The organism is Muriicola sp. E247, assembly GCF_041358175.1.
Classification (GTDB): domain Bacteria; phylum Bacteroidota; class Bacteroidia; order Flavobacteriales; family Flavobacteriaceae; genus Muriicola.
This window is the reverse complement of sequence record NZ_JBGKBE010000002.1, coordinates 419,595-434,294: the sequence shown is the minus strand read 5'-3', so window position 1 is coordinate 434,294 and position 14,700 is coordinate 419,595. Positions and strand designations below refer to the sequence as shown.

The 14,700-nt window shown below is 41.6% G+C and carries 16 protein-coding genes; 3 read left to right on the top strand and 13 right to left on the bottom strand.

The genetic code is table 11. The features are described 5' to 3' along the window. Positions 1-41: 41 nt before the first annotated feature. Positions 42-410 carry a four helix bundle protein gene (locus ACA086_RS05585; protein WP_371002359.1) on the top strand — a complete coding sequence of 123 codons (369 nt, stop codon included), beginning with the start codon at positions 42-44 and terminating at the stop codon, positions 408-410. Between the two features lie 185 nt (positions 411-595). On the opposite strand, the gene ACA086_RS05580 is transcribed toward ACA086_RS05585, so the two are convergent. Continuing rightward, positions 596-1,363 carry a DUF6090 family protein gene (locus ACA086_RS05580; RefSeq protein WP_371002358.1) on the bottom strand — a complete coding sequence of 256 codons (768 nt, stop codon included), beginning with the start codon at positions 1,361-1,363 and terminating at the stop codon, positions 596-598. Positions 1,364-1,621: 258 nt separating this feature from the next. Here ACA086_RS05580 and ACA086_RS05575 point away from each other — a divergent pair, with 258 nt between their 5' ends. Further along, positions 1,622-2,932 (top strand): serine hydrolase domain-containing protein, encoded by a 1,311-nt coding sequence (locus ACA086_RS05575; RefSeq protein WP_371002357.1) that lies wholly within the window; start codon positions 1,622-1,624, stop codon positions 2,930-2,932. A 30-nt stretch (positions 2,933-2,962) separates the two neighbouring features. On the opposite strand, the gene ACA086_RS05570 is transcribed toward ACA086_RS05575, so the two are convergent. Continuing rightward, positions 2,963-4,189 carry an aminotransferase class V-fold PLP-dependent enzyme gene (locus ACA086_RS05570; protein ID WP_371002356.1) on the bottom strand — a complete coding sequence of 409 codons (1,227 nt, stop codon included), beginning with the start codon at positions 4,187-4,189 and terminating at the stop codon, positions 2,963-2,965. Positions 4,190-4,370: 181 nt separating this feature from the next. Here ACA086_RS05570 and ACA086_RS05565 point away from each other — a divergent pair, with 181 nt between their 5' ends. After that, positions 4,371-4,775, top strand: coding sequence for a DUF2721 domain-containing protein (locus ACA086_RS05565; RefSeq protein WP_371002355.1), 405 nt, complete (start codon positions 4,371-4,373; stop codon positions 4,773-4,775). A 33-nt stretch (positions 4,776-4,808) separates the two neighbouring features. Here the strand turns inward: ACA086_RS05565 and ACA086_RS05560 are convergent, their stop codons facing one another. The 11 genes from ACA086_RS05560 to ACA086_RS05510 all read right to left on the bottom strand — a co-directional run bounded on the left by ACA086_RS05560 (position 4,809) and on the right by ACA086_RS05510 (position 14,503). Next, positions 4,809-6,071: a nitrate/nitrite transporter gene (locus ACA086_RS05560; protein WP_371002354.1), complete on the bottom strand. Its 1,263-nt coding sequence runs from the start codon at positions 6,069-6,071 to the stop codon at positions 4,809-4,811. A gap of 58 nt (positions 6,072-6,129) precedes the next feature. Next, positions 6,130-6,585 (bottom strand): hypothetical protein, encoded by a 456-nt coding sequence (locus ACA086_RS05555; protein WP_371002353.1) that lies wholly within the window; start codon positions 6,583-6,585, stop codon positions 6,130-6,132. Positions 6,586-6,712: 127 nt separating this feature from the next. After that, on the bottom strand, positions 6,713-8,500 hold the full coding sequence (locus ACA086_RS05550; protein WP_371002352.1) for a hypothetical protein: 1,788 nt from the start codon (positions 8,498-8,500) through the stop codon (positions 6,713-6,715). Positions 8,501-8,635: 135 nt separating this feature from the next. Then, positions 8,636-9,769, bottom strand: coding sequence for a DUF819 domain-containing protein (locus ACA086_RS05545; protein WP_371002351.1), 1,134 nt, complete (start codon positions 9,767-9,769; stop codon positions 8,636-8,638). 59 nt (positions 9,770-9,828) lie between these two features. Beyond that, entirely contained in the window at positions 9,829-10,350 is a 522-nt protein-coding gene (locus tag ACA086_RS05540) for a DinB family protein (protein ID WP_371002350.1), read from the bottom strand. A gap of 87 nt (positions 10,351-10,437) precedes the next feature. Continuing rightward, positions 10,438-11,196: a hypothetical protein gene (locus tag ACA086_RS05535; protein ID WP_371002349.1), complete on the bottom strand. Its 759-nt coding sequence runs from the start codon at positions 11,194-11,196 to the stop codon at positions 10,438-10,440. 29 nt (positions 11,197-11,225) lie between these two features. Continuing rightward, the gene (locus tag ACA086_RS05530; RefSeq protein ID WP_369749241.1) at positions 11,226-11,417 is read right to left on the bottom strand and encodes a hypothetical protein; all 192 of its coding nucleotides are present in this window, start codon (positions 11,415-11,417) and stop codon (positions 11,226-11,228) included. Positions 11,418-11,427: 10 nt separating this feature from the next. After that, the gene (locus ACA086_RS05525) at positions 11,428-11,553 is read right to left on the bottom strand and encodes a hypothetical protein (RefSeq protein ID WP_371002348.1); all 126 of its coding nucleotides are present in this window, start codon (positions 11,551-11,553) and stop codon (positions 11,428-11,430) included. 30 nt (positions 11,554-11,583) lie between these two features. Beyond that, complete coding sequence (locus ACA086_RS05520) at positions 11,584-12,279, bottom strand: DUF6090 family protein (protein WP_371002347.1); 696 nt, start codon at positions 12,277-12,279, stop codon at positions 11,584-11,586. Between the two features lie 39 nt (positions 12,280-12,318). After that, on the bottom strand, positions 12,319-12,663 hold the full coding sequence (locus ACA086_RS05515) for a putative quinol monooxygenase (RefSeq protein ID WP_371002346.1): 345 nt from the start codon (positions 12,661-12,663) through the stop codon (positions 12,319-12,321). Positions 12,664-12,814: 151 nt separating this feature from the next. Next, positions 12,815-14,503 (bottom strand): hypothetical protein, encoded by a 1,689-nt coding sequence (locus ACA086_RS05510; RefSeq protein ID WP_371002345.1) that lies wholly within the window; start codon positions 14,501-14,503, stop codon positions 12,815-12,817. Between the last annotated feature and the right edge of the window lie 197 nt (positions 14,504-14,700).

Here is a 14,700-nt window from a genome sequence, read left to right as displayed (position 1 = left end):
TTTTCTTGGATAATTTTTGGAAATGGGATTAAAATAAAGAAATGCAAGATCTGAAATTTAGAACTAAAAGATTTGCAATTGACTGTTGGAAGTTATGCAAAAAGATCCCTAAATCACGGGAATATGATGCATGGGCAAGACAGCTAATAAGATGTTCAAGTTCAGTAGGAGCAAATTATAGAGCCTCCCAACGGGCTAAGTCGGCAGCAGATTTTATAAACAAACTAAAAATTGTAGAAGAGGAAGCAGACGAATCAATTTATTGGTTAGAATTGTTTCAAGAGGTATTGGGCAAGAGGACTAAAGAAATCATATTGGTGAAAAAAGAGGCGAATGAACTTTTAGCGATAATAGTGGCGTCGATCAATACTGCACGTAAAAACAATAACAAATTGAGACAACGAACATAGTATCTGACTTCAAACTTCATACCTCGTCCTACGTACCTCGCATTTCAAACTTCATACCTCGTCCTTCGTACCTCGCATTTCAAACTTCGTACCTCCTCCTTCGTATTTCCTCATGTCACGAGGGTGACGATTGAATAAGCGAGAGAGTTAATTACAGGGCTTCTCAGGTCTTAATTGACAACAGCTTATATCAAGTGCTTAAAGTGTTCTTCCATATATGCTTTCACTGCTTCAATCTCTTTTCTTAATCCTTCGCATAGCCCTATATTGACAACGGCTGATAATGTTACAGCACTAACAAGTCCGGGAACGTCCATGTTAGACAAAATGCATTCGCGGAACCGTGGGGAAGAAGCTCCATAATAATCAATTCCCTTTTCAAATATAATTTGCACTCCTTCAGAATCATTACAATACGCGGTAAGCAGTCGCAGTTCTTCCCTAACTTTTTTCGGCAATTGATTAAATCTATTTATCTGAGTGTCATAATTGGCATAAAAACCATTTAGCAACTGAGTTAATGAATCTTTTATAATATAGGTTTCTATACCCTTAACTTTTAAATCATCCCAGGTATTTTTCTCGCGTACCATAGGAATAATCAACGTTAACTCCCAGCCTGCTTTATTAGTTATATCTACAGAATCCATGGCTTTGCTTTCCTTTTGTTCTAATGCCCTGAGTACTTCAATACCGTAGTTGTATTGCCTGGTTAGCATTTCACTGCTGATATTTATTCTATTAAGGTCTTTCTGCAAGTCTTTATATATAGAGCGGATATAACCTTTTTCTTTGTTTACGGTTTTTCGCCGCTCATTCCAATTATTAATTTGTAGTGCGATTAAAATTCCAATTACCACAAGTAGAATTTCCCCAATAGCGTATCTGGAATATTTGAAGAATTGGTTATCATCGGCGAGTTGTTTGCGGATTTTTCGAAAGAAGTTGATCATTTGGTGTTGTGGTTGGTGGTTGGTTCTTCAAGTTAATGAATAATCTTGTACAGCTTAAGAATATATGAATAAGGACAATTTTAATGACCACCAAGTTGTATAGAGCAACAGATGATGCCCTGATGGGCGAAGTTGATGACAAGAATCAATAAGACTCGGTATTTCTTTTTTATGGAATTATATTAGATTTATATAATATTCGGGACAAAATGCGGTTATTTAAACATTATTAACCTACTTTTTAAGTCTATAATAGCATTGCCAATAAGTAAGCCCTCTACATATCGATTCAATATCACATTAGGCACCTCTTTGGTGTTGCTGGTTCTGTTGGGTCTCATTCTGAGTTCAAAAAAACCTGTTTCCAACAAAGATTCATTCCGACAGGTTGTGATGACCGAGCCTCAGGAAAAAGGTCTTAGTCCGTTAAAAGCTTCTCAATATGCCTGGCAAAAACAGGAATTAAAGAAAGCGGTTCAGGCCTATTTTGAAAATGCGCTGGCTTCAGGAAGCATTATAGGAGCGGGAGTGAGTATTGTAAAGGGTGATTCCATTGTTTTTTCGGATGGGTTTGGTAAGAGAAATGCAAATACCTGGGATGAAGTAGACTCACATACAATCTTCAGGCTTGGGTCCCTTTCCAAGGGATTTACAGGAGTGCTCGCCGTTAAATTATCAGAAGAAGGAGAATTACATTGGAATGATAAGGTAAAAGACTATATACCCTCCTTTAATTTTGGTAATCAGAAGCATTCCGATCAACTTACTCTTGGCAATTTATTGTCCCATACCTCCGGGGCACCCTACCATAGTTTTACCAATCTGGTAGAAGCAGGTTTACCCCTTACTAAAATTGCTGAACGATTTAAAGAAGTACAACCCATAAGTGCTCCCGGAGAACTTTACAGCTACCAGAACGCCCTATTTGCCCTTTCCGGAGAAATCATACACCAGGCTACCGGTAAGGACCTCAGGGAAGCCCTGCAAGGCAAATTCTTTAATTCCTTGCAGATGTGTTCCACCAATATGGACTACAAAAGCCTGCAAGAGGTTGAAAACGTGGCACTCCCACATAACAGATGGAGAAGGAACTGGAGACCTAAAAAACTCAACGATCACTATTACAATGCAGTGGCAGCTGGTGGCATCAATGCCAGCAGTCTTGATATGGCAAAATGGATGAGATTTCTCCTCGGATACCATCCTGAGATCATGACTAAGAAGTCCATTGAGAAGGCATTTAAACCCGTAGTAGAAATAAAAGGAAGAAGTAAGTACTATCAACGCTGGCCGGGTCATATATCCTCGCATTACGGCTTTGGCTGGAGGATTCACCAATTTTCTGAAGGATTCGGAGATCGAAAAAAAACGATGTGGCACCACGGGGGCAGCGTCAACGGCTACAGGAATGAAATTGCTGTACTTCCCGAAGAAGAGCTGGGCATATGTGTATTGCTCAATAGCCATTCCAGACTGGCAAGTACGGTAGTGCCGGACCTGTATCAAATCATAGAACAAGTCTACCGGCAGACTCCGGTGGAGATGGCCTCCAATTACCTTCCTGAGTAATTTCGATACAACTAATTTAATTACATCATCTTATAAAGAGCCTTCCAGGCCTTTGATCAATTGCACTATCTCATCCCTATGCGTATAGTGCAGAAAAGAGATCCTTATCACTCCGGGAGGTCTGTTAATTTCCATATCCATTAGGGGACGAACTGCATAGAAATCACCTTTCCCCAGCATTAACTTGTGTTTGGTAAGCGAGGAATAAACTTCGTTCAGTTTTTTATTTAATGGCAGAATTGAAACTGTAGGGGCACGGTCTTTTAGCTTATCGGGTCCTATGATCTTAACATCCTTTCTAGACCTAAGAAAGTCTAAAAGAGGACTCAGGAGTTGTTCTTCATAGTTTCTGAATAGCGTATTGAGCCTTGAATTTCTTTGAAAAGGCAGGGCGTCATCCTTGAAGTGGTGCTTATAGACCGCATCAAAGTATTCAAGTATACCACTTACCGAACCAATCTGGGCGTGGTCAGGTCCAGCCGGGGTGATTGTATTACGAGTGATTCCTTCTTTGAAAAAATGCGACTGATTTTCCATATTTTCAATCAAATCCTGCTTTACGTACATCAGTCCTAAATGCGGTCCAAAGGTTTTATAAAGGGAGAACATGTAGATGTCGGCGCCAAGTTGCTTCAGATCAGGAAAACCATGAGGAGCGGCCGCAACACCATCGACTACGCATATCGCGCCTACATCCTTTACCATTTTACTGATCTCCTTCACCGGGTTGAAGTAGCCAATGACATTGGAGCAATGCGGAAAGGCCACCATCTTTGTTTTTTCTGATAATAATTTTTCCAGTTTGGTAAGGCTGAGCATACCTGTCTCCCGGTCTACATGCCATTCTTTTACGACAATTCCACTCTTTATAAGTCTTCTCCACGCCCCCGCATTTGCCTCATGATCCTGGCAGGAGACTACAATCTCGTCTCCTTCCTGCCACATGGGACGCATCGCATTAGCCAACACATAGACATTCTGTGTCGTTGATGGGCCAAAATGGATCTCGGCCGGACTTACATTCAGATAGGCAGCCATTCGTTCATAGGAGCTATCCATCATTTCTCCCGCTTTTATTGAGGCGGGATATGGATAATAGGGTTGCACCTTGTTTTTATAATAGAATTCAGTCAGTTTATCCAAAAACTGCTTGCAGGGGTAGGAGCCCCCGGCATTTTCAAAAAAAGCCCAGCCTTCTAATTCAGGTTCTGAAAATGCTGGAAACTGTTCGCGTATAAAAGAGATATCAAGTTCCATATTCTTATATGTGGTTCTTATCCCAAGGTACAGAATTCTGACATTACTTCTACCTAAACAGGATATACCTGTTACACGCAATACCAATTCTAACATGAGTCATGCGACCAAGACAAATTCTCGGGAATCGAAAGGTTGAAAACCCTATTTTTGCGCAACAAAGCAGTAATATGTAATCTCAATGGAACAGCTAACACTCACCACCCCTGCACTTTTATTTTCCGCTATTTCACTTATTATGCTGGCCTACACCAACAGGTTCCTTGCCTATGCAGCTGTTATCAGGAATTTACATGATATCTACCTGGAGAAAAAAGATGATACCTTAATCGACCAGATCCGAAATATCAAATTGAGACTAAACCTCACACGCTGGATGCAGATCTTCGGAATTACAAGCTTACTACTGTGTGTTCTTACTATGTTTCTTATCTATATCGAACAACATATTGCGGCCATTTGGATTTTCGGTATTGCGCTGATCCTTCTTATTATCTCCCTGGGATTACTCATCCGGGAGATACAGATTTCCACTCACGCTCTGGGCCTCCACCTGAAAGACATTGAGAATCATCTGAACAAATAGCTAAAAACTGGTAGCCATCATTCTTCACTACCATCAAGCTGACTTTTTTCTGTACAGGAAATAATAATACCAGGCCGCCACTGCACCTATCAATGAGAAAACAGCAAGCATCCAGAACACCTGCTGATGCCCGGTTACCCCTGGCGACTCGTCGAGCAGGTATCCTATTGCAGGCCCGGCAAAGATATCCGGAGTGTATCCTATAAGAGAAATGAGTCCGACAGCCGTTCCTGTCAATACCAGCGGGATTCTACCCCGTTCCATCACCGCAAAATACAAAGAACGGGCGGCATATACCCCTGTGGCGACGACCAGGATTGAAATAAAAAAAAGCGCCGTTTCTGAAGAATCTAAAAATCCGCTGGCAAACAACAGTGCTCCAAAGAAGGATATTAGAAAACTAATCAGCAGCCAGTAGGTTGTCTGTGAGCGATCGGCTACAAAACCAATCACGACGCCTACCACTGGCCTTATATACAAGAGAAAAGTGCCAACCTGAGCCGACTCAACCTGGTTGTAAAACATTACATCCCTGGCATAAAGTGAAAAGACGTCCGTAATTTTATATCCCACATAAGCACATAAAATGATGATCATCAAGAGCCAGACCGAGGGAAGTTTCAGTACTTCCTTTACCTGTGAATAAGAAATACGTTCCAAAATGATGGACCTTTCAATTCTTGTGTCGAGTTTCATAAAAAACCAAACCAGAAGTCCAATCAACATTACAATTCCCGAAGAGGCAAGGATTACAATCCTGAAAGAGGCCCTGCTATTTTCCAAAGAGGCCTCACCAAGTCCGGAAGTCATTGTAAGAGAAAAAATAAGTACCCCAAGCGAACTAAAAAGAGCGCCCACAAGACCTCGACCGCCATCGAGAAATCCGAATGCCTTCCCCTGAGAAGTAGAACCTCCCCAGACACGGGTCGCTTTGATCATGGGTGCCCAGAAGAGGAAAATAGTTGTAAAACCCCAGTATCCGTAGAGGACATTTAATACGGTAAATGAAGGGAATGAGGCATAGATCAATCCTCCAAGGGCAGTCATCCAGAGCGCAAGCGCAATGAGTTTTCGAGGTGGATACTTGTCTGCCAGAGGTCCGCCAAAAAGGTATGACAACAGGGCTACGATTCCGTAAACCGAAAAACACAGGCCTAATTCAACATTGGTGAGTTCAAAAGTGTCTAGAACTGTAGGCCTGAAAACCCTTGCCAGGACAAAAGGAAGAATAAAAACAGCTTCTCCTGCGAGGATAAGTAAAGCCAGGAAATACCATGAAGGCCTGTGCGCTTGCATATGGCCTGGAAGATACTATTATTCAGAGAAATGAAGGGAATGATATAAGAGTGCGAAACTATTCTCTTATAAACACATCCCGTGTTTTGTGATATTCATCATAAAGCACCATTTTCTCTGTGGTGAGTTCCATTATAGGGAAAATAAGGGGTTTACTGGATAGGGAACCATCGTTCTCAAAGTTGAGAAAATCTCCCGGGATTTGTCTTTCTTCGGGATTAATCTGATCGTCAATGAGAGTTATTCGCTTTCTGTTAGGACTAAGGAACCATTTCCCGGTTCTTTTAGCCTCCTTTAAAGAGACGTCCAGAGATACTACATCATAGGAAAAAGTACCGTTGGCATTTAGTGTGAAATAGTATTTCATAGGGTTATTAACATCAGTCTTAAGGGCATTTAAAACCTGTTTTCCATTGCGAAAACTACCCGTATTCACCCATTTTCCGTAAAGGTCACTTACAGCAATCTGCTGAACCTGAGCATGCACAAATCCTGTACTAAAGGCAATAGACATTAGTCCAAAGCATAGGGTAATTGTAATTTTTTTATATGTATGAACAAAATTCAAAAACGTATCAAGATTATAAGGTATTACTATTTTATAACGTATTCTTTAGTAGTTTTATTCCAATGAGTTGTAGTTATAAAGCAGTATGATCAAAGGCAAGTGGTGCAGGATCAGGAAGATTGAGTTCGTGAATCAACTGAAGAAAACGAGGGTCTTTTTTTAGTTCATTATTATCTGTCATGACCCTTATCCATGGATACCAGGCATGTCCTTTGGCATGCTCAATCCATTTAAAATAGCTATCAAAATCATTTAATTCTGCATATAAAATTGCCAGGCAAAGCGAACCGAAAGGCGTTATTAGCAGCGATTCTATTTCTGCAATAATCTCTTCCGCCTCCTCGATATTTCCTGTTCTGATTAATACAGGTCCATACCCTATATATTTCCAGCCCGCATTAATTTCTCCGGCCCGTCTTAGGGCATCGAGCGCCTGTTCGGTTTTACCCTGGTCAAATAGGATCCTTCCCTCAATAAATAGCGACAATGCATAATCCCTTTCAGTCTGGGCTGCCTTAGCGGTTTCTGCCAGCCCTTCTTCGTAAAGACCAACCCAGCGATACAATTCGCCCAGCCAGGCCGAATGTAATGGGGTGAAGGGATCAAGCTCCTCAGCGAGCTTGTGCTCTTCAATGGCTTCATTCATTTTACCGAAAAGGGCCAGATACCAGGCTCTGTGATAGTGGTTATAGGCCATGTTGGGATTGAGTTCATTCGCTCTCTTAAAGGCATAATCAGCCAATTGCCAGTCCCAGCCAAAATAGGTGTGATAATGTGCCAATGCGGCCCATCCTTCTGCATTTGTTGAGTCGAGTTGTATGGCGCGTTTAGCAGCAGCTTCAGCCTTTGGCAGGACATCCGGAGGTGGCATCAGGCTGTGGCCCAGCATGATATATGCTTCAGCCAAACCGGAATGGGCGTACGGGTCTGCAGGATTTCGTTCAAGAGCTTCCTGAAAGTAGACCAAACCCTTGTTCCAATCTTGAAAGGTCGACTTGCTCAAATAGTGTTTCCCTTTCAGATATAATTCATAGGTCTCCGGATTTACGGGCCTTATCCCTGCACTTACGGGAATATCTCTAATTTGAAAATTAACTCCCATTTGGGCAGAGAGGTCCGCTGCCATCTCCGCCAACAGATGTCTCACTTTGCTTACATCATCTTTGTAATGTTTTTGCCAGACAGCTTCTTCCTGAAGCTCAGTTTTCATATCTACGGTAATCCTCAATGTATTCCCTTTGCGCTCAATTGAACCATGGATAAAATAATCTATAGTGCTAAGTTCCCTTACGATCAACAAATTTGACGGGTTAAAACCAGCAGAAAGTACACTGGACGAAGCCAATTCAATGACACGAAGGGTTTCTATTTTGGACAATTCATCTATCAGGGCATCTGCGAGCCCATTGTTGAAGTAATCTTCCTCAATTGTATCGGACTGCATAGAAAAGGGGAGGACGGCAATTTTATGGACTACAGGTGCTCCACCTTGATTATTCCAGGAAGAACCAGCCCAAAAACTAATACTGATCAATAGTAGCACGGCTACTACGGTGGCCGTAACAATGACCTTATTTAGCCTTCGGTTATTGAGTTCGGCCGTCTCCAGGTCCTGAGGATTCTCATCTGTTTTTTGGATCCCGGTAGGAGTGAGGTCGTAGATCCATGAAAAGGCGATCCAGATTACCAGGCCTATTCCCAGAAGGTAAATCAGGATTTGCATGAAATAATCCGGGGCATTGAAGGCAGGAAAAACTACCGAAGCAATTTGCGCCACTACCCAGGCAACTGCGAGATAGGCCAGGGTTGCTTTAAAAACATTCCTGCGTTGAAGCTCAGAAAGGAATTTTCCAAATTTCATAGGAGTAGTTGGTTATAAGATTTTATCGGGGACAAAAGCCGATAAAATCACCTAAAAAGATAGTGAATTATTTCTCATTATAAAAATAACTCCTTCATAATTAGTGAGTTGAGTATAGAATTCGGATAGCAGGTTCTAAAGTAAATACACTACCATAAAACCCAGGTAGGTGCCCACAGCATTGCCCAGTGTACCCACAAGAATTGCTGGAAGAATAAGTTCATTTCTCCCGAAGGATTCGGCGAGGGCAATGGCAGTGGTGCCTCCTCCAATGTTAGCCTGACTTACAATAGCGATCATATCCCAATCCCGGTATATCAATCCTCCAATGAATATCAATAGTGCTCCGTGGATAAAGACTGCAAGGGCTGCAAAAAGGAGTAGGCTTACCCCTACTTCTTGTAATTCCATTACGGAACTGATCTCACAATAAGCGCCTATTACAGCCAGGAATAAAAAAACCAGGTATAGACCCAGTGTATGACTCCCGTGTAATTTGTTCACAAAGGGAAACTGTGCCAGAATAATACCGATTGTTGAGATTGTCAGGATGGAAGGAATCCCGGGGAAGATCTCAGAAACACCTTCAGAAATGAAATAAGCCGCAATTCCAAGGAAGATAAGCCACATCAGAGAATGCATGGAAAGTTTGTCTTTTTCTTCTGATTCCAGGTTTGTTTTTGAAATCTCAACTTTTTTGTCTTTCCAAAAGCCCCTGCATGCCACGGGAATGGAAAGAGTGACTACAATCCACAAAGTCGTTATCACATTGTCAACAGCAATTGTACCAGCGTAGAGGATTCCCCTCTCCTGAAAGTTGTATTCAAGGGCAATGGCATTGAAGTTTACACTACCTCCGGTATAGGTACCTGTGAGCATGCCTGCGATGGTTACCCCGTCCTCACACAGGATACTCTGTGGATCGAGCAGATACCATGCAGCCAGAACACCCATAGTGGTTGTAAGGGAGCCCAGCAAAAAAAGTATAATCATCGGCGCACCCGCTTTTTTAATGGAGGTAAGGTTTACACCTAGTAAAAGATAAAAAATAGATATAGGAGCCAGGTAGGTAAAAATCGCATCGTAAAGGGGTATAGAGTTGGAGGCACTTGGGATAACACCAAGGTTAGCCAGCACTGCGGTAAACACAATCACGATCAGAGCAGTTCCTAGTTTTTTTCCGAATCTGGTTTTTGCCACATTAGCAGAGGCGATCACCAGTAAGCACAATATTCCCAGGACGTAGACGGGATCATGAAGTATACTCATGCCCTAAAGATATCAAAAAGCTCAGGTTGAACTTAGAATTTAATGGAAAGCGTTTCGATTTAAAAAAGTTTATAAGCTGGTGGGGTTATCCCTTGCAGTCTCAAATAGATAGCGCATTGCCCCCGGTGATGGCCTACGTGTTCATTTGCCTTTTGGATCCAGCCGAGTCGGGTTACATTATAAGGTCCGCGCACTACAACTTCGTCAAATTTTGCCGGATCCATATTTTGAATCCCGTTTATGGCAAAATCAAAACTTTCTTCTACGATCCTCCTCACTTCAGATTTAGTGTGAAAGGCCTCTTGTTCTTCGATGTTGATATCGCTGTATATCCGAGCTTCCCCTGTGCCATTAGCAGCGAGACCAATGGTTCCCTGAGCACCATGAAGCATTTGTGCTGCAAATGAACGCACACTTTCTGTGGGCTTAAACCCGAATTTATCTTCGGGCATGGCGTCGATGTATTCCAGAGACATCGCCTTACTCCGTTCAAAGTCGGCCACCAAACCTTCAATAGTTGTGTTTTGGGCAGTGATGGACATTGCTGTCATGCAGGTAAACAGGAAGAGGAATTTTTTCATGATCGTTGATTTTTTTATAACGTTTTAATATACAAATTAATAGTAAGTCCTTAGCAGCTAAACTGTTAAGTTTTTTCAGAAAAGAAATTATTGATCATCTATTTCTCGATCAATATCCTGAAGGAGAGATGTAGCCAGATCCAGAGTATTTTGAGCATATCTGGATTGTACCAGGGAAGAAATCAGGATAGACTTGGTCAGGTCGAAGAGTTGAGGGTCCGATCTGATAGCAGTATAAATGAATTGCCTCGGAATCTGTTCCTGATTCCAGTCCTCAAAAAATTCGATATGTTCTTCAGAATTAAAGAGGGCATGCTGTATTTTGCGGTAAGCATAGCGCTGATCCATGGGAAATTTATTGAAGTCTGCAGCAAATTGATCGAGAATAGTATAGTATTCAAACAGTTGCTTCACCAGTCTTTTGTTCCGTATAAGGGATAGTCGGCCAGTTGATTGCAATTCTTTCCAGGTGACCTGTGGTCGAATGAGATTTTCCCCATCTGAGCAGTTCCTAAAATCATTGATGAATGAAATAGAGTCTTTAATCTTTGCCATCGGATTTTCAAAGAAATACAGGATATTTTGTGCGTAAGTTTTTTGATTGAGAAGCGAATCTTTGACGCCTGTATAAAATTTGATGTCGTCTGAAAGCTCAAATCGCAAGGCTTCCAGATAAGATTTTTCGAGTTTTAGATTATCCTGATGAACCGCCCAACTGTTAATCTGAAGAGCTATGAGGATACCGAATACTACTAGAATAATTTCGCCCACGGCATACATCAGGTATTTCCTGGCCTGACTCTGTTCCAAAAAAGATCTGCGTAGTCGCCTGAGGATTGAGATCATCAGAAGTGTTCTTTAGTTATTAAGCGGTACTATCCTGTTTTTCCATCACCGTCTATATCCCTCTGGAGATGACTCTCCAGGGCAACGAGTGTTTTCTTTAGCAGTGTCCGGGTTTTGTCAAGTTCCATTTCAAGACTGGCCACCCGGTCTTCCACGCTCTCTGCCTTTTTCTTTTGAGCATCGAGCTCATCCTGTTGCAATAAGTCCCAAAATATTCCCATAATTTGTGTATTATTTTTCTTTGTTATCCGATTCGTTATTGTCTTTTTTCATCCTGATGTAGCGGGAAACGAGACGGACGCCCAACCTCGCAAAAAGGATGATGGCAATCACCATAACAATATCGAATCCACTCACTTTATTCTACTATACGATTTGTAATCATCTTCAATGCTGTGCAAGTTCCTTGTCAATTAAATCAAGCACATTTTTTGTTCTGTCTATAGCTTTTCGCTTATGAAACGTAGAACTTTTTCGAAGGCTTCCCCTAAAACTCAACATATTTTTAAATTCATTGTCTTCCAATAGAGCGTTGTAATCATTTATATAGGCATGTTCCTGATCAGATCTTCTAAAATGTTTTTGATACATCGGAACTACTACTGCCGGCCATAACTGATCTTCCAGACGTCTGGTTTCCTGCATTAGTGTTGGATAGTCAACTTCAAAAAGATTGATAATCTGACTGCGTAAACTATCCGTTTGTATGAGTTCAAGGCCAGTTGATTTAAGGGTTTCAAAAGCGGAAGCACTCAGGACCACATCAGGAGCATAGTTTGCTTTTGCGAAATAACCAGGCAGAGAATCGTAATAAGGTCGTTTTTTCTCCAAATGTTCTAATAACTGATCTATAATAGCAGCACTTTTAATCTGACTTTCAATATCGCTCTCTAAATTCTCTATGTTGATCAGAAGGTTAGTTCTGAGCTCGCTAAGTAATTTTATTTCACGCTTATGGTTTTTCCGTTCCTCATTCCATGTATTAATCTGCAGAGCAATAAGGATACCTATAACTACAAGCAGAATTTCACCTATAGCGTATTTAAAATATTTGGCTGTTTTCCCTTGATTAAGCAAGTTCATACGTAATCTTCGAAAGAATTTAAACACTAAAAGCAGTTATTAAAGTCCTTGATAGTAACCATATACTTCAGGCTTAAATGCCTCGACAGCCCCTACGAGAACATCTGAGGCGTCACCGTAAATCTCAGGGGTAAATTCCGATAATTCCAGAAATTGTCCAAATAGCGGCCCTAAATTAGCCACATGGGCAAGGACAGCATCAGAGCTGGAATACGTTTCCCTTACCCTGAATTCGCTTCCGTCTTCACTAAAATACCAGTCGTATTGAAGCGTTCCGGTGTCTTTTTCCTTTACACAGGCCATACACGCCCGGGCAAGCTCTTTAAATGCTTCTTCCTTGCCGGGATGAACTTTAAATTTTGCGGTAACCTGGATGTTCGTCATATCTTTTTGGCTTAATAGGTTGATTAGCTCAAAAGATACGTATAATCCACGATGAAATCCGTAATGGAATTGGAAAAGATTTAAAGAAGGGAATACCTTTTAGCAGGATGAAATTTATATTAAATTAAAAGGTTAAGTAAATTAATGTAACTTATTCTTTTACATTAATTAATACTGCTTCACATCTGGAAAGATCTGAATTCAGGATAATGTTCTCCGAATCACTACCGTCGATAATTTCTATGGAGACAGTGTTGGGAGGGAATCTACCGAGGTTGTGTGCATAGAGAAATAGATCGTTAGGCTGAGAGGGGTCGAGTTTAAGTTCGAATCCTTTCTTCTGGTAGGTAAGATGGTATTCTGAAACAATGGGGTAGCCGTTGAGGTAGATTGAGACGATATCCCCATCTTTCCGCCCGTGGTCCCACAAGTTGATCTGTACAATTTTATTGTCCACCTCCAGTTCTTTTACGTAGGTGATAGACCGGCCATCAAAATCGGTCCTTTTCTCCACCTTCTTTTCTTCAACAACTTCTTCAATGACCTGAGGTACGGGATCAGCGCTTTCTTCTACTTCATTTTCCTCCTCGATAATAGCAACTTCCTCCTTTACCACTACTTCCATTTTTTGAGGTTCAGCTTCCACAGGGGGAGTAATAGCTACAACAGGCTCTTCAGACGCCACAACTTCTTCTACTATTTCCGGCGTGGAAACTTCGTCAGCTAAAACAATTTCCTCAGCTGGGGGTGGGGTATTCGGATCTCTTTTGTCAATTGTGAAAAAAGGCGTCGCGAACTTGGCCGTATGAAACTTGTCTGCCGGGAATAGTTCAATACCCATCACCCGGTAATTGTCTCCCGGGGGTAGCGTCTTATTGAGTTTGATTCCTTCTGCCAGTGAATTGTTTTTAAAAATACCCAGATCTTCAATCACTGTGTTATTCCTCAGCAAATAAAATTTTATAGTTTTTTCAGGAGGAAGGTTTTCGGTGGTCCACTGGAGATACACTTCGTCGGGTATGGTCCAGACGCTACCTTTGGCAGGATGGGTAATCTCAAGCCCTGAGTGCCAATGCTTCCTTTCTCTCAGCTGTACTTCGTTTAGCTCGGTGATTGTCTGCGTAAACCTGGTATAGGGCTCTACCAGAGCCAATCCGCTAACAACTTCCTCCAGGAGGGTATAAAAGGCCTTGACTTCGTTCAGCGCGTTGGTAAGAGGGATCTGGTCGGTATATTTTTTCCGGATACTTTTAAATCGGTCAGCAATCTTTTTACTGGTTTTCTTATCGATGACGGCCTTGTCGGCCTTATTGCTCTCATCGAGTAAATTTTGAGCCGTCTTAATCTTCAAATAGCCAAATCGGCTTTGAAGGAAGCCAACGGCCTCTCCATACGCTACCAAACTTTCTCCTTTGAGGGATTCGGCAACTTTAAAAGCCTTATCGTATTCCAACATTGCCTGCCTTAAGCTAACCTCAGCTAATTTCCTGCTGGTTTGCTGAGGAGAGGTTGTGGCCATGTTTAACAAGTCGAGTAGCTGCTCAACAGGAATACTGGTAACTCCTTCATCATAAATACCCTGTAGGTATTCTGCGCCCAGCCACGGGGATTGCAATAATAAATAGTTCTTGTCTAGTTGTTCCAGGGCCACAACAGGGCCCAGCTGGTCTAAAATTGTCTGATACTCATCGGCTGTCCAGGGGAGGGGGTCGTCAGAAATAATCTTTTTACCTACCTCAATGGGATTATCCGTCAGTATAACATCCAAAGATGCTTTCACAGACTGGGAAAAGCTTGTGAAGACTAACAACATTACCAGGAAGTAATTCTTTAGATTCATATCAGAATGACCTTATTCCTATGTTTGAAATATCCACTAGTAAAACTATTACAAGCAGAAAAAATTGTAATACCGGTAATGAATTTGTTTTCAGGAAGTTATAAAAGACAGAATATTCTTACAAATAACTGATATTTATTGAGAATATCTGACTTTTAAGTTAAAAATTGTCGGAAGAAACAGGACAAAACCAGAGT

What these genes read in the sequence shown, in the direction of transcription:
- ACA086_RS05585 (WP_371002359.1), top strand. Translation starts at nt 42, where the DNA reads ATGCAAGATCTGAAATTTAGAACTAAAAGATTTGCAATTGACTGTTGG.
- ACA086_RS05580 (WP_371002358.1), bottom strand. Translation starts at nt 1,363, where the DNA reads ATGATCAACTTCTTTCGAAAAATCCGCAAACAACTCGCCGATGATAAC.
- ACA086_RS05570 (WP_371002356.1), bottom strand. Translation starts at nt 4,189, where the DNA reads ATGGAACTTGATATCTCTTTTATACGCGAACAGTTTCCAGCATTTTCA.
- ACA086_RS05565 (WP_371002355.1), top strand. Translation starts at nt 4,371, where the DNA reads ATGGAACAGCTAACACTCACCACCCCTGCACTTTTATTTTCCGCTATT.
- ACA086_RS05560 (WP_371002354.1), bottom strand. Translation starts at nt 6,071, where the DNA reads ATGCAAGCGCACAGGCCTTCATGGTATTTCCTGGCTTTACTTATCCTC.
- ACA086_RS05555 (WP_371002353.1), bottom strand. Translation starts at nt 6,585, where the DNA reads ATGTCTATTGCCTTTAGTACAGGATTTGTGCATGCTCAGGTTCAGCAG.
- ACA086_RS05550 (WP_371002352.1), bottom strand. Translation starts at nt 8,500, where the DNA reads ATGAAATTTGGAAAATTCCTTTCTGAGCTTCAACGCAGGAATGTTTTT.
- ACA086_RS05545 (WP_371002351.1), bottom strand. Translation starts at nt 9,769, where the DNA reads ATGAGTATACTTCATGATCCCGTCTACGTCCTGGGAATATTGTGCTTA.
- ACA086_RS05540 (WP_371002350.1), bottom strand. Translation starts at nt 10,350, where the DNA reads ATGAAAAAATTCCTCTTCCTGTTTACCTGCATGACAGCAATGTCCATC.
- ACA086_RS05535 (WP_371002349.1), bottom strand. Translation starts at nt 11,196, where the DNA reads ATGATCTCAATCCTCAGGCGACTACGCAGATCTTTTTTGGAACAGAGT.
- ACA086_RS05530 (WP_369749241.1), bottom strand. Translation starts at nt 11,417, where the DNA reads ATGGGAATATTTTGGGACTTATTGCAACAGGATGAGCTCGATGCTCAA.
- ACA086_RS05520 (WP_371002347.1), bottom strand. Translation starts at nt 12,279, where the DNA reads ATGAACTTGCTTAATCAAGGGAAAACAGCCAAATATTTTAAATACGCT.
- ACA086_RS05515 (WP_371002346.1), bottom strand. Translation starts at nt 12,663, where the DNA reads ATGACGAACATCCAGGTTACCGCAAAATTTAAAGTTCATCCCGGCAAG.
- ACA086_RS05510 (WP_371002345.1), bottom strand. Translation starts at nt 14,503, where the DNA reads ATGAATCTAAAGAATTACTTCCTGGTAATGTTGTTAGTCTTCACAAGC.